At 64.6% G+C, this 20,246-nt stretch carries 20 protein-coding genes and 1 pseudogene; 8 read left to right on the top strand and 13 right to left on the bottom strand.

Annotated elements, in window-relative coordinates; all coding sequences use genetic code 11:
• Positions 1-14: 14 nt before the first annotated feature.
• Complete coding sequence (locus tag GJV37_RS05235) at positions 15-1,151, bottom strand: Gfo/Idh/MocA family protein (RefSeq protein ID WP_193452192.1); 1,137 nt, start codon at positions 1,149-1,151, stop codon at positions 15-17.
• Positions 1,152-1,204: 53 nt separating this feature from the next.
• Between GJV37_RS05235 and GJV37_RS05230 the strand changes: the two genes are divergently transcribed.
• The 5 genes and pseudogenes from GJV37_RS05230 (at position 1,205) to GJV37_RS05215 (ending at position 5,248) form a co-directional block, all read left to right on the top strand.
• Entirely contained in the window at positions 1,205-1,879 is a 675-nt protein-coding gene (locus GJV37_RS05230; RefSeq protein WP_138526474.1) for a TetR/AcrR family transcriptional regulator, read from the top strand.
• Between the two features lie 239 nt (positions 1,880-2,118).
• A pseudogene (locus tag GJV37_RS29780) lies at positions 2,119-2,964 on the top strand (Tar ligand binding domain-containing protein); the annotation flags it as partial.
• Positions 2,965-2,979: 15 nt separating this feature from the next.
• A complete protein-coding gene (locus tag GJV37_RS29775; protein WP_425326832.1) occupies positions 2,980-3,819 on the top strand; it encodes a methyl-accepting chemotaxis protein in 840 nt (279 codons plus the stop codon).
• 20 nt (positions 3,820-3,839) lie between these two features.
• Entirely contained in the window at positions 3,840-4,475 is a 636-nt protein-coding gene (locus tag GJV37_RS05220; protein WP_138526476.1) for an EthD domain-containing protein, read from the top strand.
• Positions 4,472-5,248 carry a DUF2889 domain-containing protein gene (locus GJV37_RS05215; protein WP_138526477.1) on the top strand — a complete coding sequence of 259 codons (777 nt, stop codon included), beginning with the start codon at positions 4,472-4,474 and terminating at the stop codon, positions 5,246-5,248. The genes GJV37_RS05220 and GJV37_RS05215 overlap by 4 nt, the downstream gene beginning before the upstream one ends.
• Positions 5,249-5,287: 39 nt before the next feature.
• On the opposite strand, the gene GJV37_RS05210 is transcribed toward GJV37_RS05215, so the two are convergent.
• Together GJV37_RS05210 and GJV37_RS05205 are read right to left on the bottom strand one after the other, a co-directional pair.
• Positions 5,288-6,523 carry a CaiB/BaiF CoA transferase family protein gene (locus tag GJV37_RS05210; RefSeq protein WP_138526478.1) on the bottom strand — a complete coding sequence of 412 codons (1,236 nt, stop codon included), beginning with the start codon at positions 6,521-6,523 and terminating at the stop codon, positions 5,288-5,290.
• Positions 6,524-6,543: 20 nt separating this feature from the next.
• Positions 6,544-7,341 carry a crotonase/enoyl-CoA hydratase family protein gene (locus tag GJV37_RS05205; RefSeq protein WP_138526479.1) on the bottom strand — a complete coding sequence of 266 codons (798 nt, stop codon included), beginning with the start codon at positions 7,339-7,341 and terminating at the stop codon, positions 6,544-6,546.
• Positions 7,342-7,530: 189 nt separating this feature from the next.
• Between GJV37_RS05205 and GJV37_RS05200 the strand changes: the two genes are divergently transcribed.
• Positions 7,531-9,111 (top strand): MFS transporter, encoded by a 1,581-nt coding sequence (locus tag GJV37_RS05200; RefSeq protein WP_171049564.1) that lies wholly within the window; start codon positions 7,531-7,533, stop codon positions 9,109-9,111.
• 53 nt (positions 9,112-9,164) lie between these two features.
• Entirely contained in the window at positions 9,165-10,805 is a 1,641-nt protein-coding gene (locus tag GJV37_RS05195; RefSeq protein ID WP_193452307.1) for an electron transfer flavoprotein-ubiquinone oxidoreductase, read from the top strand.
• A 107-nt stretch (positions 10,806-10,912) separates the two neighbouring features.
• Here GJV37_RS05195 and GJV37_RS05190 read toward each other — a convergent pair whose 3' ends face one another.
• The 5 genes from GJV37_RS05190 to GJV37_RS05170 form a co-directional block, all read right to left on the bottom strand.
• A complete protein-coding gene (locus GJV37_RS05190) occupies positions 10,913-11,479 on the bottom strand; it encodes a DUF1285 domain-containing protein (protein WP_037014435.1) in 567 nt (188 codons plus the stop codon).
• On the bottom strand, positions 11,476-12,087 hold the full coding sequence (locus GJV37_RS05185) for a DUF4823 domain-containing protein (RefSeq protein WP_065084912.1): 612 nt from the start codon (positions 12,085-12,087) through the stop codon (positions 11,476-11,478). Before GJV37_RS05185 ends, GJV37_RS05190 begins: the two co-directional genes overlap by 4 nt.
• Before the next feature lie 64 nt (positions 12,088-12,151).
• Positions 12,152-13,045 (bottom strand): radical SAM protein, encoded by an 894-nt coding sequence (locus GJV37_RS05180; RefSeq protein ID WP_065084911.1) that lies wholly within the window; start codon positions 13,043-13,045, stop codon positions 12,152-12,154.
• Positions 13,046-13,071: 26 nt separating this feature from the next.
• Positions 13,072-14,040 (bottom strand): GTP 3',8-cyclase MoaA, encoded by a 969-nt coding sequence (locus tag GJV37_RS05175; RefSeq protein ID WP_065084910.1) that lies wholly within the window; start codon positions 14,038-14,040, stop codon positions 13,072-13,074.
• Between the two features lie 94 nt (positions 14,041-14,134).
• A complete protein-coding gene (locus GJV37_RS05170; protein ID WP_017517621.1) occupies positions 14,135-14,773 on the bottom strand; it encodes a TetR/AcrR family transcriptional regulator in 639 nt (212 codons plus the stop codon).
• A gap of 84 nt (positions 14,774-14,857) precedes the next feature.
• Here GJV37_RS05170 and GJV37_RS05165 point away from each other — a divergent pair, with 84 nt between their 5' ends.
• Entirely contained in the window at positions 14,858-15,991 is a 1,134-nt protein-coding gene (locus GJV37_RS05165) for an aminotransferase class V-fold PLP-dependent enzyme (RefSeq protein WP_193452191.1), read from the top strand.
• Between the two features lie 264 nt (positions 15,992-16,255).
• Here GJV37_RS05165 and GJV37_RS05160 read toward each other — a convergent pair whose 3' ends face one another.
• The 5 genes from GJV37_RS05160 to mltG form a co-directional block, all read right to left on the bottom strand.
• A complete protein-coding gene (locus tag GJV37_RS05160) occupies positions 16,256-17,032 on the bottom strand; it encodes a TatD family hydrolase (RefSeq protein ID WP_193452190.1) in 777 nt (258 codons plus the stop codon).
• An 88-nt stretch (positions 17,033-17,120) separates the two neighbouring features.
• Positions 17,121-17,477: a PilZ domain-containing protein gene (locus GJV37_RS05155; protein WP_024764484.1), complete on the bottom strand. Its 357-nt coding sequence runs from the start codon at positions 17,475-17,477 to the stop codon at positions 17,121-17,123.
• A 36-nt stretch (positions 17,478-17,513) separates the two neighbouring features.
• The gene (locus GJV37_RS05150) at positions 17,514-18,500 is read right to left on the bottom strand and encodes a DNA polymerase III subunit delta' (protein ID WP_170858388.1); all 987 of its coding nucleotides are present in this window, start codon (positions 18,498-18,500) and stop codon (positions 17,514-17,516) included.
• Positions 18,493-19,125, bottom strand: a complete 633-nt coding sequence (gene tmk, locus GJV37_RS05145) for a dTMP kinase (protein WP_024764482.1) — start codon at positions 19,123-19,125, stop codon at positions 18,493-18,495. The genes GJV37_RS05150 and tmk overlap by 8 nt, the downstream gene beginning before the upstream one ends.
• Positions 19,126-19,150: 25 nt before the next feature.
• On the bottom strand, positions 19,151-20,245 hold the full coding sequence (mltG, locus tag GJV37_RS05140; RefSeq protein ID WP_084357371.1) for an endolytic transglycosylase MltG: 1,095 nt from the start codon (positions 20,243-20,245) through the stop codon (positions 19,151-19,153).
• Position 20,246: the final 1 nt, after the last annotated feature.

The following is a 20,246-nucleotide window of genomic DNA, read 5'->3' as shown; positions in this document are numbered from 1 at the left end:
GACCGCCGAGCCCGTCAGGCAACGGCGGCGGACGAAGTCAGTACCTGCTCTACCACCCACTGCGCATGCACGGCTTCAGCGAAGCTCGGCGAGGCCGGCTCTTCGCCTCGGATGGCCGCCAGCATATGCTGGAACATCCAGGCCATGGGGAGCATGACCGGCGGGGCGTTGTTCACATCGAACGTTGTTCCCGGCACCGCGAACAGCTCGTCCGGCACTTCCAACCATTCCCCCGCGCTGCTGCCGAAGGCGACCGGTCGGGCGTCGCTGCCGTACAGCTGCGCTGAAATCCCGTCTCCAAAAGACGGATCGACTAGCAGCAGGCGCCCGCGATCCCCCCACACTTCCAGGCGCAAACCCTGGGCGTCGGGTACGCACCAACCGGCCTGCAGACTGCCGATGGCGCCATTGTCGAGGCGCAAGGTGGCGACGCCGAGGTCTTCGTTGCCCGCCTGCAGTGTCGTTCCGTCCGGCAGCTCCCAACGCGGCACGCCGATGTCGACACAACCGCTTGCCTGGGCGACCGGCCCCAACAGGTGCGTCAGCAGCAGTACCGAGTGGGTCGCAAAGTTGCGCCAGCCACTGCCGCCGCTGGCCCGGTCAGCGAGCCATTTGTAGGGCATCAGACCGCCGCCTGGGTAGGCGCAATGCGGATAGACGAAGCCACCGTCACGGAACAGCGGCAGCAGCAACTGCACGTTGAACCCCAGCGGACGCCCGAGGAAGCCCTGTTCGATCAGCTGCTTCATCCGCATCGCCGCGGGAATCCAGCGGAACTGCGCGTCGACCACGCCAACCACGTGGTTGCGTCCGCGCGCAGCCTCCATCGCCTGGGCATGCGCGAGGTCAGTGGCGAAGGGCAAGGCGCTGTAGACATGCTTACCAGCGTTCAGCGCATCGAGCACCATCGACTGTCGAATGGACGGCCGGGTGCCAATGTCGATGATCTCCAGCTCGGGGTCATCGAGCATCCGTCGATGGTCCCAGTACGCCTTGCCGATGCCAAATTCGCGCGCCGCCGCCTCAGCCGTCTCGCGGTGCGCCGTGCAGATGGCAGCCACCTCTACACCCGGTAGAGTGCGCCAAGCCGCGCCATGCACCTTCAGGCTCCAGTTCGCGCTGATGATTCCCACTCTGACCTTGCTAGCCATATCGCCACCTCGCTTAATTGAACGATGTCGTTCGATTAGTATTCACGGTAACGATGAAAGAGCACAAGAACTTTAGGAACGCCATTCATAATATGAAACGAGAAAGAACCGCGACGACCACCCCGCGTGGCCGCCCAAATCGCCAACAGGCCGAGCAGCGTCACGTCCATCTGCTGACTCTGGCGCGGGAGCACTTTCTTGCGGAAGGCTTCGGCGCAGCCACCATAGACCGAATCGCGGCGGCCAGCGGTGTCAGCAAAAGCACCATCTACGCGCACTTCGGTGGCAAGGAAGGGCTGTTTCGCGCGGTGACCAAACGCTCCTGCCATGCCCCCGGAGCCGCCTTGCAGCAGGTGCGCATCGATGGCCGTCGTCCAGCGGAAGTCATCGGCGAATTCATCCGGGTTCTAATCGACGAAGCGCGCGATCCGGACAGCCTCGCCCTCCTACGCCTGGCAATCTTCGAAAGCCCACGCTTCCCTGATGTCGCCCAGGCCATCCACCAGGCGAGCCTCGAAACCTTGGAGCCGCTGCGCGCCTACCTGAGCCATCTGCAACAGACCGGCGAACTGGGCGCCGGCGATATGGACCTAGCCGCACAGGACCTGGCCAGCCTATGCACCGGCGGTTATGGCTTCCTGCTGCTGAATGATCGGGGTGGAGAGTCGGAGCAAGAAGCCGCGCGCATCCTCGGGCTGTTCCTGCGCGGCATGGGGTTGCCGGAATAGAACGGAGCAAAAATCGTGGACACATATACGAACATCGTTCAATAATTCGATGTAATAAAAACAACAATGCGAGCGAATCCCGATGCCCCACCTGCCTCTCATGCGTCGACGATGAATGCCCTGCCGAGCGCCGCTAACAGCGCTCACGCAGCCCTGGGCGTCGATTCCCCGCAGCGAACGTCACCCAGGCCTTCCTAGGCTCGGCTCGCTCCGGGCCGCCGACCACAGGCACTCTTCTCATGCGTTCATTTTCGATCAAGGCCAAGCTGGCCATCATCGCCCTGTTCTCTTCCCTGATGTTGTTGCTGGTGGGCGCGAGCGGCTGGTATGGCGTCCAGCAACTGGGCGACCAACTGGAGCTCATCAGCAACCAGCGGGCTCCTGCAGTGGAGCAGTTGCTGAGCCTTCGCCTCGGCCAGCTGACAACGGTGAACGCCACCCGCGAGATGATCGCCTGGAACCTCGACCAGTTCGAGAGCGTCGACGACAAGGGGCCGATCCTGGAAGAGGCGCGAGGCTTCTACGAATCGGTAGCGCAGGACAAGCAGCATGCCGAGGCGCTAGCGCAGTCGGCCTTCGACAGTTACTCGGCGCTGCCCAAGGGCGAGCAAGAGGAAGCCGCATGGCAGAAGGTCCAACAGGAATGGGCCAACTTCCAGGACACCAATGGACAAATCAACGCGGTGCTGGGGCAGCTTCGACAAATCCGGGAATGGGCGCCTTTGCGCCAGGGCATGAGTCAGATCGTCGGCCTCGACCAGACCTCCCAGGGCGCGATCAACAACCTGGCCCGAGAACTTGATCGGCTGATTGAGCTGAACAAGACCGCCGCGCTCGAAGCCAGGCAGCAAGGCTTCGCCCAGCAGCAGCGGGCACTGACTCTGATCGTCTCGATCTTCTGCGTCGCCCTCGGCGGCCTGCTGATTTCCGCCTGGATGATCGCCCGTGGAATCGTCGGCGCGCTGCGAGGGATGCGTGAGACCATCGTGGCCGTTGCCCGCGATAACGACTTCACGCTACGCGCCAGAGTAAGCGGGCGCGACGAGGCCAGCCAGACCACCGCGGCATTCAATAGCCTGCTGGAGAAACTGCAGCAGTCCATGCGCGATGTGCTGGGCAACGCCGAGCAGCTCGGGGAAATGGCCGAGCACGCGCGCCAGGCCTCGCAGCGAGTGCGCGACTCGTCCGCTGGGCAGAGTGAGTCCGCAACGGCGATCGCCGCCGCCATCGAACAGATGAGCGTCAGCATCGGCCATATCAGCACCAACACCGATGACGCTCGGCAACGCGCGCAGGATGCCGGCGACACCGCAGCTCAGGGAACCCACATCATCGCCCGCAGCAACGACGAGATGGACGCCATATCGTCCACCGTGCAGGGCGCGGAGAGTCTGATCGAAGCGCTGGGCCAGCACTCAAACCGGATCTCCCTGGTCATGCAGGTGATCAAGGATGTCGCCGAGCAGACCAACCTGCTGGCGCTCAACGCCGCAATCGAAGCAGCCCGCGCCGGCGAGCAGGGACGCGGCTTTGCCGTAGTGGCCGACGAGGTCCGGCAACTGGCGGCGCGCACCAGCGGCTCCTCGGAGGAAATCGCCGGCATGGTGCAGGCAATGCAGAGCGCGGCGCGAGATGCCATGAGCGGCATGCACAGCGTCAGCGCGCAGGTCGGCACCGGCAAGTCCCTTTCTGATCAGGCCTCCGAGCGGATGAGCGCCATTCGCGCCTCGTCCCTGCAGGTCGCCGATGCAGTGGGCCTGATCGCCACCTCGATCGGCCAACAGAGCGCGGCGACCCAAGATATGGCGCAACGTATCGAGTCCGTGGCCCACATGAGCGAAACCAACCGCATAGCGGCCGAGGAAACCTCCGAACTCTCCACCGACCTCAGCCAGCTCGCCCAGCGGCTCCGGGAAGCGGTGGGACAGTTCCGCATATGAGCTAACGAGGGGATCGCAGCATGAAGTTCATCACCACGTTGAAGTGGCACAACCCCGAGGCGCCCGCCCTGCCTCGCTCGTTGCAGTGGTGCCTGGCCGAAGGCTGCAGGGTCAGCCAGCCACTCGAGCGGCGGGACGCCGGCTACGATCTTCTCCTGGAGCAGGCGGGCGACTCGCCGAAGGTACTCGATGTTCTGTATCGCCAATTCGCCGACCAGGCGACCCTGGCGAGTTATCTGGTGGAGGAATGCGTGGAGAAGGACTCCCCGACGCTGCCCGCCGACACCGGACCGAACGGCAGGAAACTGGTCACCTGCTGGCGGGCCCGCGCCGACCTGACCTCGGCCCAGACACGTCAGCGGTGGGATGAGCATGTGCCCCTGGCCAAGCGCATCCATGTCGGTTGCCAGCGCTACGAGCGCAACTGGGTGCAGGCACTGGTCCGCGCTTCAGGCGACTTTCCCCCGATCTACGCCGGGTTCGCGTTTCAGTATTTCGCCTCGGCCCAAGACCTCGCCGAGCGCCTGTTTGACACGCCGGAAAACGCCGGCGTGATCCAGCGAGATGTCGACGCCTTCATCGCAGCCTTCGAGGTGCAGGTCTGCACCGATTGGCTACATGGCGCAACACAGGTATCAGGAGGTAATGGCGGATGATCGAGGCAGACGAATTCCCTCAGGTCGAGCTGAATCCCAACTACGGCAACGGCTGCTTCCGCCGCCGGATACGCCTGCATGGCAGCGCCAACGCCGTACGCGCTGAGATGGAGGATGACTACCACGCCTTCCGCCTGCAGATCGAACATTCGGGTGGGCGCCTCACCGCGGTCACCGGCGAGAGCCTGCGCGCCCCCACCGACGCCTGCCCAGAGGCCCCTGCCCTGCTACGGAAGTTCGTCGGCATTCCGATCGATGGCGATCGCCAGCGCTTCCGCGCCCACGCTAATCCGCGCCTGCACTGCACGCACCTGCACGATCTGCTCTGGCTCGCCGTGAGCCACGCCTGCCGAGGCCATGGCGCGCGCCAATATGACGTGGAGGTGGGAGACGCTCGTGCGGGCATCAGCGTTTTGAAAGTAGAGCTGGATGAACGGCCCCTGCTCTTCTGGGCCTGCGGGGACGGCGTGCTAGTCGCCCCCGTCGAATACAGCGGGCAATCCATCCGCGAAGGTTTCTCCCGCTGGGCAGCACAGACACTGTCGGGGGACCTGCTGGAAGCCGCATACATCGTACAGATCTGCGCGCTGATCGCTACGGCGCGGCGCTTCGATGTCAATCAGATGCGCGCGGGGCGCCGCGAGCCCGCGCGAGCGCTGCGCGGTGCCTGCCACGCGTTCCAGCCAGAGGTGGCACCCCGCGCGACGCCACGCATCGGCAACACCCGGGACTTCACCCAGGTTCCGGACGAACTGCTGCTGTTCCGTCAGTGACGACGTCGGGGAGCCAGGCTCCCCGAAGCCTTCGGGTTGTTATACGACGCCCCGCTCGCGCAAGGCCTGGACCGCCGACGCGTCCATGCCCAGGAGTTCGCCTAGCACCCCTTCGGTGTGTTCGCCCTGCACCGGCGGCGCCTTGTAGTCACTGATAGGTGTCGCCGAGAACTTCACCGGGTTGGCCACCAGCCTGACCTTGCCGTCGGCCGCCAGCGGGTGGCTGCTTTCGACGCACATGCCTCGAGCCTGGACGTGCGGATCGGCGAAGACCTGCTGCATGTCGTTGATCGGCCCGGCGGGTACCCCTGCCGCGTCGAGCGCTTCCAACAGGTCGTGCAGCTTCCAGGAAGCCACCAGGGGTTCGAAGACTTCGCCAAGGGCGCGGCGGTTGACCACCCGCAGGGCGATCTCGGCGAAGCGCTCGTCGGTGGCCAGCTCGGGATGGCCGAGCACGGCACAGAAACGGGCGTACTGTTCGTTGTTGCCAGCGACGATCATGATGCCACCGTCGGCGCACTGGAACATCCGCGAAGGCATGCCGCCGTTGCCCTCGGTACCCCGGCGCACTGGCACGTCGCCGGACACTAGGTACTGGCTGGCATAGTGCGAGGTCGATGCAATCAGCGCGTCCAGCAAGGCCACGTCGATATGCTGGCCGGGCGCCCCGTTGACGTCGCGCGCATAGAGCGCTGCCTGAATGGCGTAAGCGGCGTACTGTCCGGCCAGGATATCGGCCAGGCTCGGGCCGGTCTTCATTGGGCCGCCCCCCGGCACGTCGTCCGGAAGGCCGGTGATGCTCATCAGTCCGCCCATCGCCTGGAAGATCGAGTCATAGCCGGGCCGTGGGGAATACGGGCCGGTCTGGCCGAAGCCGGTGAGCGAGCAGTAGACCAGGCGCGGGTTGACCTCACGCAGGCTCGCGTAGTCGAGCCCATAGCGCTGCAGGTCGCCGACCTTGTAGTTCTCCAGCAAGACATCGCACTGCGCCACCAGGCTGCGGATTAGCGCCTGCCCTTCAGCCTTGGCGATGTCGCAGGTGATGGACTTCTTGTTTCGGTTGGTACTGATGTAAAAGGAGGACTCGCGGGTGTTGCGTCCTTCGGCATCCTTGAGGAACGGCGGGCCGAACTGGCGAGAGTCGTCGCCCTTACCCGGGCGCTCCACCTTGATCACCTCGGCGCCCAGGTCGGCGAGCATTTGCGCGGCCCAGGGGCCGGCGAGAATTCGACTCATGTCGAGAACACGGATGTTGCTGAGTGGGCCTTTAGCCATCTTGTTGTCGTCTCCCGGGCTCAACGCCCGACAAAGCGCGCGGCGCGCTTCTCGATGAAGGACTGCACCCCTTCCTTGGCGTCCTCGGTGTTGTAGAGGAATTTCTGCGTCGCCTGGATTTTCGAGTACGCCGCAAGCCACCCCTGCCCCAGGGACAGGCGCGCGTTTTCGCGAGTGGCCTGGACCGCCAGCGGCGCCTGGGCAGCGATCTTCAGCGCGTATTCCATGGCCTTGTCGAACTCACTGCCTGCCGGCACGACTTCCTGGACGAAGTTCATATGGTAAGCCTCGGCGGCACTGAACTCGTCGCCGGTGAGCAGGATCTTCATGGCGTTGCCCCAGCCGGCGCGCTCGACCATGCGGATGGTAGCCCCACAGCCGGCCATGATGCCGCGCTTGACCTCCAGTTGGGAGAAGCGGCAGTTGTCCGCGGCGATGGCGATGTCCGATGCCAGCATCAGCTCCACCGCCACGGTGAAGCAGATCCCCTTGAGGGCGATCACCACCGGCTTCTTGCGCAGTGGCTCGCGCAGGTTGAAGGGGTCCGCCTCGCTGGCCGGGAACAGCGGCAGGCCGGCCTGCCGCAGCGGCGCGATCTTCGGCATGTCGAGCCCTGCGGTGAAATGCTCGCCGGCGGCGTAGAGCAGGCCGCAGAACAGGTCGGGCGACTCCTCCAGGTGGGTGAAGGCCTTGGCCAGTTCCTCGAACATCTTCGGCGTGAAGCCGTTGCGCTTTTCCGGGCGGTCGATGCAGATCAGCAGGATCTGCCCTTCCTGGCGGGTGCTGACTTGTCCATCCGAATCGCGGGTATCGGTCATTCTGCAACTCCCCTTGGCATCGCGAGCATCGCTCGACGGTAGGCCTACTCGCCCGACGCTGGTGGCGGGCCGAGAAGCCGATTGACAGCCCCACAGGGCATATTCAAAATGCTAAACGCCGTTCATAAAATTGACAATAGGCGATAGCGCCAAGGGATCAGCCAGATGCCGTCCGGTGGACAGACTACCTTGACACGGGAACCGCCCACCAGCCTGCCGCCGCTGGGCTATCCGCTGTTCCGCGCGGTATGGTGCGCGGCGCTCACAGCGAACATCTGTGTGTGGATGCAGAACGTCGCCGCAGCCTGGCTCATGGTGAAATTCGACCCAGCGCCGCTGATGGTGGCGCTGGTGCAGACTGCCATTGCCCTCCCCGCCTTTCTGTTCGGCTTGCCGGCCGGCGTCTATGCCGACTTGCTCGATCGCCGGCGCATGCTGATCCTCACCCACGCCTTTATGCTGGCTGCCACCTTGGCGCTGTATCTGATGCAGCTGAGCTCCCTTCTGGGGCCCTGGAGCCTGTTGACGCTGACCTTTTTGCTGGGCACCGGTAGCGCGATCAGCGTGCCCGCCTGGCAGGCTTCCACCTCCGACGCGGTGCCTCGCGCCGCGTTGGGCGCGGCGATCAACCTCAACGGTATCGCCTACAACGCCGCTCGCGCCGTTGGGCCGGCCCTCGCCGGCGCGGTCATTGCCGCAAGCGGGATCAACTGGGTATTCGCCCTGAATATCGTTCTGCTGTTGCTCGTTCTGTTCATCTTTGTCTTTCTATACCGGCCCGCCACGTTGTCGCCGCCCACTCCGGAACCCCTGCTTGCAGCCATGCGCGGCGGCATACGTTACGTTCGCCACGCGCGCCAGCTGCACGGGCAGTTGTTCCGTACGTTGACTTTCATCAGCTGCGCCAGCGGACTCTGGGCACTGCTCCCCCTGGTCGCGCATAACGGCTACGGGCTACTGCTGGGCAGCCTGGGGGCTGGCGCCGTACTGGGCGGCCTGCTGCTCAATCGCCTGCGCCCGCGTATTCGCAGCTACGCGCACCTGGCGACGGCGGCCAACCTGATCTTCGTAGCTGCCATGCTGACCGCGGCCTGGGCACCCAATGTCCACCTGATCAGCCCGTCGCTGGTACTCGGCGGCGCCGCCTGGATCAGCTTCAACTCGACCACCAGCGCCGCCTTCCAGACCACCCTTCCAGCCTGGGTACGCGCTCGCGCGCTGGCGATCTTCATGCTCAGCTTCCAGGGGTCCATGGCAGTAGGGGGCATCCTGTGGGGCGCGGTAGCTAATCGGCTCGGCGTCTCCTGGACACTGACCCTGTCGGCCGGCCTCATCCTCCTCGGCCTACTCGTCACTCGTCGCTATCCGTTGCGCATGGGCAACGAGGCGGAGGTCACGCCTTCCGCGCACTGGGGCGAACTGCCGCTGGCCCAGGAACCCGACGCGCTTGAGGGACCGGTCGCCGTGCAGATCATCTATCAGGTCGCCAACGAATACCGGGACGCCTTCTGTCGCGACATCCACGATCTGGGCCGGACCCGCCGCCGCGACGGCGCCAGCCATTGGCTGCTGTACCGCGACCTGTCCCATCCGGACCAATTCAGCGAACGCTTCATCGTCGCGTCCTGGGGCGAATACCTGCGCCAGCGAGGGCGCAGCACCCTGGCCGACCGTGACCAGGAAAATGACTTGCGGCGCTTCCTGCAACCGGGGACGAGCCCGACGATCTCGCATTTTCTGGTCGTCGCCCCTCTCACCGCCACCCCCTGATGAACGCCGCCCAGCCGTGGCGAAGGAGTTAATCGTTGTCTGATCGTGAGTACATGGAATTCGACGTCGTCATCGTCGGCGCGGGCCCTGCCGGTCTGTCCGCCGCATGCCGACTGAAACAGAAGGCCGCCGACGCCGATCAGGAAATCAGCGTCTGTGTGGTCGAGAAGGGTTCCGAAGTGGGCGCCCACATCCTCTCGGGCGCCGTGTTCGAGCCCCGCGCGCTGAACGAGCTGTTCCCCAACTGGAAGGAACTCGAAGCGCCGCTCAACACCCCCGTCAAACGCGACGACATCTATGTGCTGAAGAGCCCTGAGGCGGCGGCCAAGGTGCCGAACTTCTTCGTGCCCAAGACCATGCACAACGAAGGCAACTACATCATCTCCCTGGGCAACCTGTGCCGCTGGCTGGCCCAGCAGGCCGAAGGCCTGGGCGTCGAGATCTACCCGGGCTTCGCCGCCCAGGAAGCGCTGATCGACGAGAATGGCGTGGTGCGCGGCATTGTCACCGGTGACCTGGGCGTCGACCGCGAAGGCAATCCGAAAGAGGGTTACTACACCCCGGGCATGGAACTGCGCGCCAAGTACACCCTGTTCGCCGAAGGCTGCCGTGGCCACATCGGCAAACAGCTGATCAAGAAGTACAAGCTCGACAGCGAAGCCGACGCCCAGCACTACGGTATCGGCATCAAGGAAATCTGGGACATCGCCCCGGCCAAGCACGAGCAGGGCCTGGTGGTGCACACCGCCGGCTGGCCGCTGAACGACGACAACCCGGGCGGCTCCTTCCTCTATCACCTGGAGAACAACCAGGTGGTGGTCGGCCTGATCATCGACCTGTCCTACACCAACCCGCACCTGTCGCCGTTCGACGAGTTCCAGCGCTACAAGCACCACCCGGTGATCAAGCAGTACCTGGAAGGCGGCAAGCGCGTGGCCTACGGCGCTCGCGCCATCTGCAAGGGCGGCCTGAACTCGCTGCCGAAGATGGTCTTCCCGGGCGGCGCGCTGATCGGCTGCGACCTGGGCACCCTGAACTTCGCCAAGATCAAGGGCAGCCACACCGCGATGAAGTCCGGCATGCTGGCCGCCGACTCGGTTGCCGAAGCCCTGTTCGCCGGCCGTGAAGGCGGTGACGAGTTGACCAACTACGTCGATGCCTTCAAGGGCAGCTGGCTGTATGACGAGCTGTTCAGCAGCCGCAACTTCGGCCCGGCGATGCACAAGTTCGGCGCCATCGGTGGCGGTGCGTTCAACTTCATCGACCAGAACATCTTCGGCGGCAAGCTTCCGTTCACTCTGCACGATACGACGCCGGACTACGCGACCCTGAAGAAGGCCAGCGAAGCGCCGAAGATCGACTATCCCAAACCGGACGGCAAACTCAGCTTCGACAAGCTGTCCTCGGTGTTCCTGTCCAACACCAACCACGAGGAAGACCAGCCGATCCACCTGAAGCTGGCCGACCCGAACACCCCGATCGAGAAGAACCTGCCGCTCTACGACGAGCCCGCGCAGCGTTACTGCCCGGCTGGCGTGTACGAAGTCGTGAGCAACGACGACGGCAGCAAGCGCTTCCAGATCAACGCGCAGAACTGCGTGCACTGCAAGACCTGCGACATCAAGGACCCGGCCCAGAACATCACCTGGGTGGCCCCGGAAGGTACCGGCGGTCCGAACTACCCCAACATGTAAGGCGTTGGCGGTAACGGAAAAGGCTCCCTCGGGAGCCTTTTTCTTTGCAAGCTAAGTACTTGTAGCGATGAAGGACAGGGACTACTGGCCGCGTTCAGACCAACCGGTCACGGCTGCGGCGCGATGGCGAAGAACTCGCCGGAACTCCACACTCCCAGCCACTCAACTCCATCGATCTCGCGGGGAACCGCCAGCTCTACCAACTGGTAGAAGACGTTGCGGTGGATCAGCGCCTCCAGGTTCACCCGCACCAGCACGTAGGGCGACGGCTCCTGGGTCTGCGGATCGAGCTCCACGCGGATCGGATGCGCGGCGTCGGCCACCACCTCATCCTCGACATTGGTGGTGAAGCGCAACACCTGCTGTTCGCCCTCCCCTTCGACGGCCAGGGTAACGGCGACGAAAGGCGCGTCATCGACGGTGATTCCGCACTTCTCCACCGGAGTGACCAGGAAATAGTCGTCGCCATCGCGGCGGATGATGGTGGAGAACAGCCGCACCATCGGCTTGCGCCCGATCGGCGTGCCCAGGTAATACCAGGTGCCGTCGCGGGCGATGCGCATGTCGATATCGCCACAGCAATCAGGGTTCCACAGGTGCACCGGCGGCAGCCCCTTGTCCTTGCTGGCGGGAATCTGCGCCAGCAGATCGCCGGCTTTGCCTGGGTCGGTCATTGGTACTCCTCTCGCGTCTTCACCCCCAGCAGGCTGCGGGCATAGTCTTCCAGCGGCCGCCCGATCAGATCCTCGGGGCTGGCATCATAGAATGTCAGAAAACCGCCGCGACTGCGGATGGTGGCGCTGTCCACCAGGTAGCGGTTGTCGGTCTCGATCAGCATCACCTGAATCACGCTGCGGTCACGGCCCACGGCGTTATCGGTGTCTTCGTACTGCTCGTAAGTGCCGACATTGTCCTCCCCACGGGCAAAGCGCGTATACAGCAGATAATTGGCGCCCGCTGCGCGCGCCTCCTGCATCGCACCTTCCAGGCCCAGCGGACTCTTGGCTCGGCGCACCAGCGGGAAGTACTGGACGAAGCCTTCGAATGCCTCCTCCGCCACCACATTGGGTCGTGCATACGGATGGCCCGGCGGCACGAACGGCCCCTGAGCGATATAGATGAAGGAGTCCTGCTGCAGCCGCCAGTTGGTCGTCCGGCGAGTCTGGCTGTGGTCGAGGAAGCCCGCGTCGCGCAGGTAATAATCGGTGCCGTCAGCCAGGTCGTTGGGGCTCATGCAGCCGCCGAGGGCAGCGAAGGCAAGGATCAGTATCAGTTGGCGCATGCAATGTCTCCGGAGCCGGCGACGAAAAACCGGCATTCGGACAGGCAATGCAGCTTCCGCGCCATCACAGGCCGCGCTGCCATTCCTGGCGCAGCTGCGCGCGCTGCGGCTGCTCGATGGCCTGGCGGACCTGGGCGAGCAGCTTCGCCTTGTCCTTCCCCAGCGTGCCCTTGAGCACCAGGTAGTTGGATGCGTGATCGCTGCGGAACACCGTGTCGCTAAGCTCCAGACCGTTCAGCAGGCGCTCGACTTCGATGAACAATTCGGCCTGCGATAACGACTGGAAATCCGGGAAGCCCTGGCGATAGCGTTCTTCGCCAGTGGGAAAGCTCACCACCAGAGTCGACAGGAATTCCGGCTGCGCCTCGTTCATCAATCGCGCCGAGTTGTCGGCGTGCTGGGCGCTCAGGGTGCTGCCGCCCAGGCCGTTGAGGATCATTACCGAGCGCTTGATCCCCGCCTCTCCCAGCTTCTGCAATGCATCCAGCGTCGAGGCGTAGGTCTCGCCCTTGTTCACCCGCGCAAGCACTTCGTCGTCGCCGGATTCGGCGCCCACGTAGGCCATGCGCAGACCGGCGTCCGCCAGCTCTTTCAGCTCCTCCACCGACTTCTTGCGCAGGTTGCGCGGCAGGCAGTAACTGGAGACGCGGTCCACCTCGGGCAGGTGCTCGCGGATCGCACGGAGGATGTTGAGCAGGCGCCGAGTCGGCAACACCAGCGCATCGCCATCGGCGAGGAACACCCGCTGGACGATCAGGCGCTCGCCACAGCGGCGAATCTCCTCCAGAACCTCGGCCTCGTCGCGGGCGCGGAATTTCTTCTGCGGCTGGGTATACATCTCACAGAAGCCGCACTGGTTCCAGGAACAGCCGTTGGTGACGGGAAGAATGAGCGAGTGTGCCTCGCTCGGCGGCCGGAACACCGGCTCGATATAGGAAATGGGGAATTCGTTGGGCATGGGCTAATCAGGTCTTGAGGGCGATCTCAGCCGCCGATGATCTTCATGATGGTGGCGCCGCCGGAGAAGGCGACTTCCTGCTTGTCCGCCAGAGCGCTCACCAGCAACCGCTGCAAGGCGGGAAGCGCCTGGTGGCGCGGCTTGTCCAGCAGGTCGCCGACGTAATGGCGGTTGCTCGACGACAGGCAGCCATGCAGCCAACCGGTGGAAGACAGGCGCAGACGCGAGCAGGTCCGGCAGAACGGCACGCTTTCATTGGCGATTACGCCAAAATAGCCCTGCCCCGGCACTTCATAGCGAATGGCCGTGGCATCCACCGGCGCATCGGCCTGGATATAGGGATGGCGTTCGCCGATGAGCTCCAGCAGCTCCTGCAAGCTCACGAACTGCCGGTGGAAGCCGTTCGGGTCATGGGCCAGGTGGCCCATGCGCATCAGCTCGATGAAGCGCAGCTCGAAGCCATGCTCCAGGCAGTAGTCCAGCAGCGGCACGACCTGGTCGAGGTTCTGCCCGCGTAGCGGGACCATGTTGAGCTTGATCTTCAGGCCGGCCGCGCGGGCCTCGTCGAGCCCCTTGAGGACCGTGGCCAGATCGCCGCCACGGGCAATGCGCCGGAAGGCATCGGCATCCAGGGTATCGAGGGAAACGTTGAGGCGGCGGATGCCGCAATCCAGCAGCAGCGGCAGCTTCTTCGACAGCAGCTGTCCGTTGGTGGTGATGGCGATGTCCTGCAGCCCGAGACGGCTGACGCCATGCAGGAAGGCATCGAGCTTCGGACTGACCAACGGTTCGCCACCGGTGACGCGCAGACGCTCGATGCCGGCGGACTCGATCAGGTAGGCGACCCCGCGCACCAGGGATTCCGCCGAAAGCTCGTCCTGCGCCGCGACCAGACGTTTGCCGTCCGGCACGCAATAGGTGCAGGCGTAGTTGCAGGCGGCGGTCAGGCTCACGCGAAGATTGCGGAAGCGCCTGCCCTGGCGGTCGACGATCATGCTCGGCTCCGGTGGCGATCACTCATGCAAGTATATCCCCACCGGCGCCGGGAGCCCTGTCGCAACCGCGACGATGAATCGCGCGAATGGCGACTCAGGCGGCCGGCGTATCGCCGTCGCGCTTGCGCTTGTTGCCCATGCGCACGCCGATGTCCATGAGGAACTGGAAGAAGCCCTCCTGATCCTCCAGCACGTCGCGCCAGAACGGCGAGTGGTACAGCGCCACGGCGCCATGTACCAGCGCCCAGGCCGCGCAGTAGTGGAAGTAGGCCGGGACGTCTTCCAGCTTGCCCGCCGCGATGCGTTCCTTGATCAGCTGGCTCAGGCGCTCGAAGTTGGATTCGCGGATCTTGTGCAGCTCCTCGACCATCTCCGGGACCTGGCTGGTCTTCACCACCTTCTCTTCCAGGCGGTCGAACAGGCGGTAGCGCTGCGGATCGCGCATGCGGAACTCGAAGTAGGCGCGCGACAGGCGCTCCTTGTCGCGGGCGACGTCTTCGGAGTGGAACAGGTCGGCCAGATCGCGCTCGTAGTCCAGCATCAGGCGCAGGTAGATCTCCGCCTTGGACTTGAAGTGCTTGTAGATGGTGCCTTTGCCGATACCCACGGCATCGGCGATCATTTCGACCGTGACACTGTCTTCGCCCTGCTCAAGGAACAGCTTGAGGGCGGTGTCGAGGATTTCCTGTTCGCGACGACGGAATTCGCGAACCTTGCGCGGCTCTTTCTGCATAAAAAGACTGTTCGGTCAAAAATAGTCAAAATTCGAAGCCGCGTATTATGCCTATTCAGCGCCAAATTGCACGGATCATCCGACATGATTAGCTTTTCTTCCGAGTTTCCCCAACAACCCGGCCTGCGCTACCTGAACCACGCGGCGGTCGCGCCCTGGCCCAAGCGCGCCGCAGACGCCGTCACGGCGTTTGCCCAGGAGAACATCCTGTTGGGTGCCCGTGACTATCCGCGCTGGCTGACCATCGAGAAGCGCCTGCGCGAACGCCTGATGCGCCTGGTGAATGCCCGGACCACCGGCGATATCGCCCTGGTGAAGAACACGTCCGAGGCGCTGTCCTTCGTCGCTTTTGGCCTGGACTGGCGCGCCGGCGACCAGGTGGTGATCAGCGATCAGGAATTCCCCTCCAACCGGGTCGTCTGGGAAGCACTCAAACCACGTGGGGTGGAAGTCATCCAGGTGAGCCTGGACGGCGATGATCCCGAAGGCGACCTGCTGGCCGCCTGCACACCGCGCACGCGCCTGCTCTCCATCAGCGCCGTGCAGTACGCCAGCGGCCTGCGCATGGACCTGGAGCGCCTCGGGACCGGTTGCCGCCAGCGCGGCGTGCTGTATTGCATCGACGCCATCCAGCAACTGGGCGCCCTGCCCTTCGACGTGCAGGCCTACGACTGCGCCTTCGCCATGGCCGATGGGCACAAATGGATGCTCGGCCCGGAAGGCCTGGGTGTGTTCTATTGCCGCGCCGCCGAACGCGAGCAACTGGCGCTGCAGGAATACGGTTGGCACATGCTGGAAAACGCCGGCAACTACGACCTGGCCGACCGGCAGCCGGCGCGCAGCGCGCGACGCTTCGAGTGCGGCAGCCCGAACATGCTCGGCGCCGTGGCATTGGACGCCAGCCTTGGCCTGCTGGAAGAGGTCGGCATGGCGGCGGTAGGCGAACTGGTGCAGGCGCGCGTCCAGCAACTGCATGACGGCCTGGGCCGCCTCTGCGGTGCCTCGCTACACAGCCCGGCAGAACCGACTCGCCGCGCCGGCATCCTGACATTCAGCCTGGCCGGTTGGGACAATACCCGTCTGCTGGAGCATTTGCGCGCGGAGCAGGTAGTGTGCATCCAGCGCGGCGCCGGCATCCGCTTCTCGCCGCACTTCTACACCAGCGAAGCGGTCATCGAGGAAACCCTGGCACTGATCAGGGCTATGGCGGGGCAATAATGCAGGCGCGACCGAGAAAGCTGCTCAGCCCGGTGCGATGTATTCCAAATCCGTTTAAAAAACACCGGTGACCCTGTGGCAAGCGCGGCATCTTGACCAATACTTGAAGATACCGGTGCGCGGCATCTCCCCCCAAGTGCCCCGCCGGTGAAGGTACCGAGGATCGCGTACCTTATTGTTACACTCCTAATGGTCTTGACCCGGATTCATCCCCCAGAACCCGGGTTTTTTTTGCGCGTCATAAAAGTATCAGCGCCGACGCAATCAGGTCGCGAGCGGGAACAGTCGGCGGAAGTTGGCGGTGGTCTGCTCGGCCAGGGTCTCGAAACTCACCCCGCGCAGTACGGCCAGGTACTCGGCAACCTCGCGCACATACTCGGGCAGGTTCGGTTTGCCGCGATGGGGCACCGGCGCGAGATAGGGCGAATCGGTTTCCACCAGCAGGCGGTCCACCGGCACCTGACGGGCCACTTCGCGCAATTGCTCGGCATTGCGAAAGGTGACGATGCCCGACAGCGAGATATAGAAGCCAATATCCAGCGCCGCCTTGGCCATCTCCCAGTCTTCGGTGAAGCAATGCAGCACACCGGCCTGCGGCAGCGCTGCCTCGCGCAGCAACGCCAGGGTATCGGCGCGGGCTTCGCGGGTATGCACGATGACCGGCTTGCCGGTCACCTTGGCGGCCTCAAGGTGCAGGCGGAAGGCCTCCTGCTGCAGCTCGGCGGCCTCGGGCTCGTAGTGATAGTCCAGGCCGGTCTCGCCGATGGCCACCACGCGCGGATGGTTCAACTCACCCAGCAGCCAGTCCAGCGCCGGCGCGGCGCCCGGCTCCAGGTCAAGCGGGTGGACGCCGACCGAGCAATGCACGTCGGCGTAGCGATCAGCCAGATCCTTCACCGCCCTGGCATTGTCCGCACTCACGCCGATGCACAGGAACTGGCTGACACCACGCGCACGGGCAGCGTTCAGCGCGGCATCCAGCGATCCGTCGTGGGCGGCGAGATCGAGACGATCGAGGTGGCAGTGGGAATCGACGAGCATGAAAACCTTCTCCGGGAAATGACGAAGCGCCCCTCAGGGCGCTCCGTGTTTGCAGCCTGTACAGGCTGCTAATTCTACAGGGGATGAGCTACATGGTATGGGTCGGGCGATCCGACTTCAGCGCGCCGGCGAGATAGGTCTCGATCTTGTTGCGCGCGGTGTTGTCACCGTCGTTGAACTGCACGCCAATGCCGGCGGCACGGTTGCCCTGCGCTCCGCGAGGAGTAATCCAGACCACCTTGCCGGCGACCGGGATCTTTTCCGGCTCGTCCATCAGGTTGAGCAGCATGAAGACCTCATCGCCCAGCTTGTAGGTCTTGTTGGTCGGAATGAACAGCCCGCCGTTGCGAATGAACGGCATGTAGGCGGCATACAGCACGGATTTGTCCTTGATGGTCAAGGACAGGATTCCGTTACGCGGACCCAGATTTGGTGGCAAGCTCATTCAGCTATCCTGGCAGATTTTTCCGATGGCCGGATTCTAGCCCGGCCCAGGGAGACTTGCCCACTGTACGAGCAAGGCTTCGAGAAGCAAGGCACGGTTGAGGTTGGCTTTGTTGAGAACCTTCTGCCGCTGAAGCAGCAGCCAGTCCTGCATTGCCAGCACCTTGGGCTGTGTCGACTTTTCGGCGAGATACTGCACGACCTTGCGCATGTCGGCGAGGCCAAGGCCCTCTTCGTCCCGAGCCAACTGGTAACGCAGGATCAACAGCGACCAGTCGCAGAACCAGTCGAACAATAGTGGCAAAGGTACAGCATTCCAGCTTTCGGCCAGCTGACCTGGGGCAACCTGCTGCTTGAGCAGCTTCTTCACCCCTTCGACCACTTGTGCGCGCTGCTCGCGCACGCCGTGGCCCTGCAGTCGCAGCGCGGTCAGCGGTGATCCGCCAGCGAGCACCAGCAACTCGTCCAACGCCTCCACCGGCTCGGCCGGCAGAGTACCCGCCAGCCAGGCACGGGCCTGCTCGGCAGAAGGCTGCGGGCAAGCCTGTTGCACACAGCGGCTCTTGATGGTCGGCAACAGCCGGCTGGGCTGGTGGCTGATGAGCAGCAGCACGGTATCGCCGGAAGGCTCTTCCAGGCTTTTCAGCAGGGCGTTGGCGGCATTGAGGTTCATGGCCTCGGCCGGCTCCAGCAGCACCACCTTGCGCCCGCCCAACTGCGCGGTCTGCACCACGAAGCCCACCAGCTCGCGAACCTGATCGACCCGAATGGGTTTCTCCGGCTCCTCCGGTTCCAGCTGGAAGAAATCCGGGTGTGTGCCGGCGGCGAGCAACTGGCAGGCCTTGCACTGGCCGCATGCTTTGCCGCCCGCGGGTCGCTGGCACAGCAGGAAGTGCACCAGATTCTCCGCCAGCACACGCTTGCCGATACCGGCCGGCCCGTGAAGCAGATAGGCATGGGCATGGCGCGGGCGGCTGCTGAGCTGCTGCCAGAGGCCCTGCTGCCAGGGATAGATGTCAGCCATTGAGGCGCTCCAGCAGGATCGGCAGCAGGCCATCCAGGTCGCGCTGCACCTCGGGCAGCGTCTGCGCCGCATCGAGGATGTGATAGCGCGCAGGCTCGGCGCGGGCGCGATCCAGGTAGGTATTGCGCACCGCCTCGAAGAAGGCGCGCCCCTCCTGCTCGAAGCGGTCCAGGCGACCGCGGGCAGCTGCGCGGGACAGGCCGATTTCCACCGGCAGGTCGAACACCAGGGTCAGGTCCGGGCGCAGGCTGCCCTGGACGAAGCTTTCCAACTGGGCGATGCGCTCCACCGGCAGACCACGACCGCCGCCCTGATAGGCGTAGGTGGCGTCCGTGAAGCGATCGCAGAGCACTACGGCGCCACGCTCCAGGGCCGGGCGGATCACCCCGGCGATGTGCTGTGCGCGGGCGGCAAAGACCAGCAGCAGTTCGGTATCGACTGCCATCTTTTCATCGCTCGGGTCCAGCAGCAGCTCGCGGATGCGCTCGGCCAGCGGCGTACCGCCTGGCTCGCGGGTCAGCTGGACCTCGATTCCGCGTTCGCGCAGGCGCTCGGCCAGGTACTCGCGATTGGTGCTCTTGCCCGCGCCTTCGGGGCCTTCCAGGGTGATGAACAGGCCGGTCACTCGGCTCACTCCTTGTGTTGTCGGGCTACTGCGCTGCAGGGGTATCTGCGGCGGGAGCGTCTTCGTCCGGCGTCTGCGCCGGCGACGGAACGGGCGCCGGGCTGGAACGGTAGTCGGCGCGGCGCTTGATCTGGAATTCCTGGACGGCCTTGTTGTGATCGTCGAGGTTGTCGGAGAAGGTGTGGCTGCCATCGCCACGGGCGACGAAGTACAGGCTCTGTCCCGGCACCGGGTTCAGCGCAGCGTGGATTGCCTCGCGACCGGGCAGCGCGATGGGCGTCGGCGGCAGGCCGGCGACCACATAGGTGTTGTAGGGCGTTGGCGTGCGCAGGTCGGCCCTGGTGATCTTGCCGGCATAGCGCTCGCCCATGCCGTAGATGACGGTCGGGTCAGTCTGCAACAGCATGTTCTTCTGCAGGCGGCGCACGAAAACGCCCGCGATCTGGCCGCGCTCCTGGGGTACGCCGGTTTCCTTCTCCACCAGCGAGGCCATGATCAGCGCCTGGTACGAGTCCTTGTAGGGCAGGTCCTCGCCGCGCTTGTCCCACTCCTCGGCGAGAATGGTCTCCATGCGCTGGTAGGCATGCTTGAGGATATCGACGTCCTTGGTGCCACGGACGAAGCGGTAGGTGTCGGGGAAGAAGCGGCCCTCGGGGAATACGCCGGGCTTGCCCAGCCTGGCCATCACGTCGGCGTCGCTGAGGCCGTTCAGGGTCTGGTCCAGCTTGGGCTGGCGGGCGAGCAAGTCGCGGACCTGATGGAAGTTCCAGCCCTCGACCAGGGTCAGGCCGTACTGCACGACGTCGCCCTCGCGCCACAGATCGAGCAACTGGGCGGCAGTCATGCCGGGCGTCAGGCGGTATTCACCGCTGTGCAGCGCCTCGCCCGCCAGGTTGAAGCGCCAGTACAGACGAAGCCAGAAGCCGCCGTGCAGGACGTCCTCGTCCTCCAGGCGGGTCAGCAGACGACCGGGGGTGGCGCCGCTGGGAGCATCCAGCAGGCGCTCTTCGGTGAGCTGGAGCGGCTGCTGCAGCGCACGCTGCTGCTCCCAGGCCGCCAGGCCCAGCATGAGCCCGGCCAGCAGCAGGCCGCCTTCCAGCAGCACCAGCAATTTGCGCATC

The sequence above is a fragment of the Pseudomonas nitroreducens genome (assembly GCF_010994165.1).
In the GTDB taxonomy this organism is placed as follows: domain Bacteria; phylum Pseudomonadota; class Gammaproteobacteria; order Pseudomonadales; family Pseudomonadaceae; genus Pseudomonas; species Pseudomonas nitroreducens.
Note: the sequence above shows the minus strand (reverse complement) of the source record. Positions and strands in the feature narration are given on the sequence as shown.

Bases quoted from the DNA above. Each gene is read 5' to 3' on its own strand.
- GJV37_RS05220 (WP_138526476.1), top strand. From the start codon at position 3,840: ATGAAGTTCATCACCACGTTGAAGTGGCACAACCCCGAGGCGCCCGCC.
- GJV37_RS05230 (WP_138526474.1), top strand. From the start codon at position 1,205: ATGAAAGAGCACAAGAACTTTAGGAACGCCATTCATAATATGAAACGA.
- GJV37_RS05235 (WP_193452192.1), bottom strand. From the start codon at position 1,151: ATGGCTAGCAAGGTCAGAGTGGGAATCATCAGCGCGAACTGGAGCCTG.
- GJV37_RS05215 (WP_138526477.1), top strand. From the start codon at position 4,472: ATGATCGAGGCAGACGAATTCCCTCAGGTCGAGCTGAATCCCAACTAC.
- mltG (WP_084357371.1), bottom strand. From the start codon at position 20,245: ATGCGCAAATTGCTGGTGCTGCTGGAAGGCGGCCTGCTGCTGGCCGGG.
- GJV37_RS05155 (WP_024764484.1), bottom strand. From the start codon at position 17,477: ATGAGCTTGCCACCAAATCTGGGTCCGCGTAACGGAATCCTGTCCTTG.
- GJV37_RS05195 (WP_193452307.1), top strand. From the start codon at position 9,165: ATGGAATTCGACGTCGTCATCGTCGGCGCGGGCCCTGCCGGTCTGTCC.
- GJV37_RS05170 (WP_017517621.1), bottom strand. From the start codon at position 14,773: ATGCAGAAAGAGCCGCGCAAGGTTCGCGAATTCCGTCGTCGCGAACAG.
- GJV37_RS05205 (WP_138526479.1), bottom strand. From the start codon at position 7,341: ATGACCGATACCCGCGATTCGGATGGACAAGTCAGCACCCGCCAGGAA.
- GJV37_RS29775 (WP_425326832.1), top strand. From the start codon at position 2,980: ATGCGCGATGTGCTGGGCAACGCCGAGCAGCTCGGGGAAATGGCCGAG.
- GJV37_RS05175 (WP_065084910.1), bottom strand. From the start codon at position 14,040: ATGATCGTCGACCGCCAGGGCAGGCGCTTCCGCAATCTTCGCGTGAGC.
- GJV37_RS05210 (WP_138526478.1), bottom strand. From the start codon at position 6,523: ATGGCTAAAGGCCCACTCAGCAACATCCGTGTTCTCGACATGAGTCGA.
- GJV37_RS05185 (WP_065084912.1), bottom strand. From the start codon at position 12,087: ATGCGCCAACTGATACTGATCCTTGCCTTCGCTGCCCTCGGCGGCTGC.
- GJV37_RS05160 (WP_193452190.1), bottom strand. From the start codon at position 17,032: ATGCTCGTCGATTCCCACTGCCACCTCGATCGTCTCGATCTCGCCGCC.
- GJV37_RS05165 (WP_193452191.1), top strand. From the start codon at position 14,858: ATGATTAGCTTTTCTTCCGAGTTTCCCCAACAACCCGGCCTGCGCTAC.
- GJV37_RS05150 (WP_170858388.1), bottom strand. From the start codon at position 18,500: ATGGCTGACATCTATCCCTGGCAGCAGGGCCTCTGGCAGCAGCTCAGC.
- GJV37_RS05190 (WP_037014435.1), bottom strand. From the start codon at position 11,479: ATGACCGACCCAGGCAAAGCCGGCGATCTGCTGGCGCAGATTCCCGCC.
- GJV37_RS05180 (WP_065084911.1), bottom strand. From the start codon at position 13,045: ATGCCCAACGAATTCCCCATTTCCTATATCGAGCCGGTGTTCCGGCCG.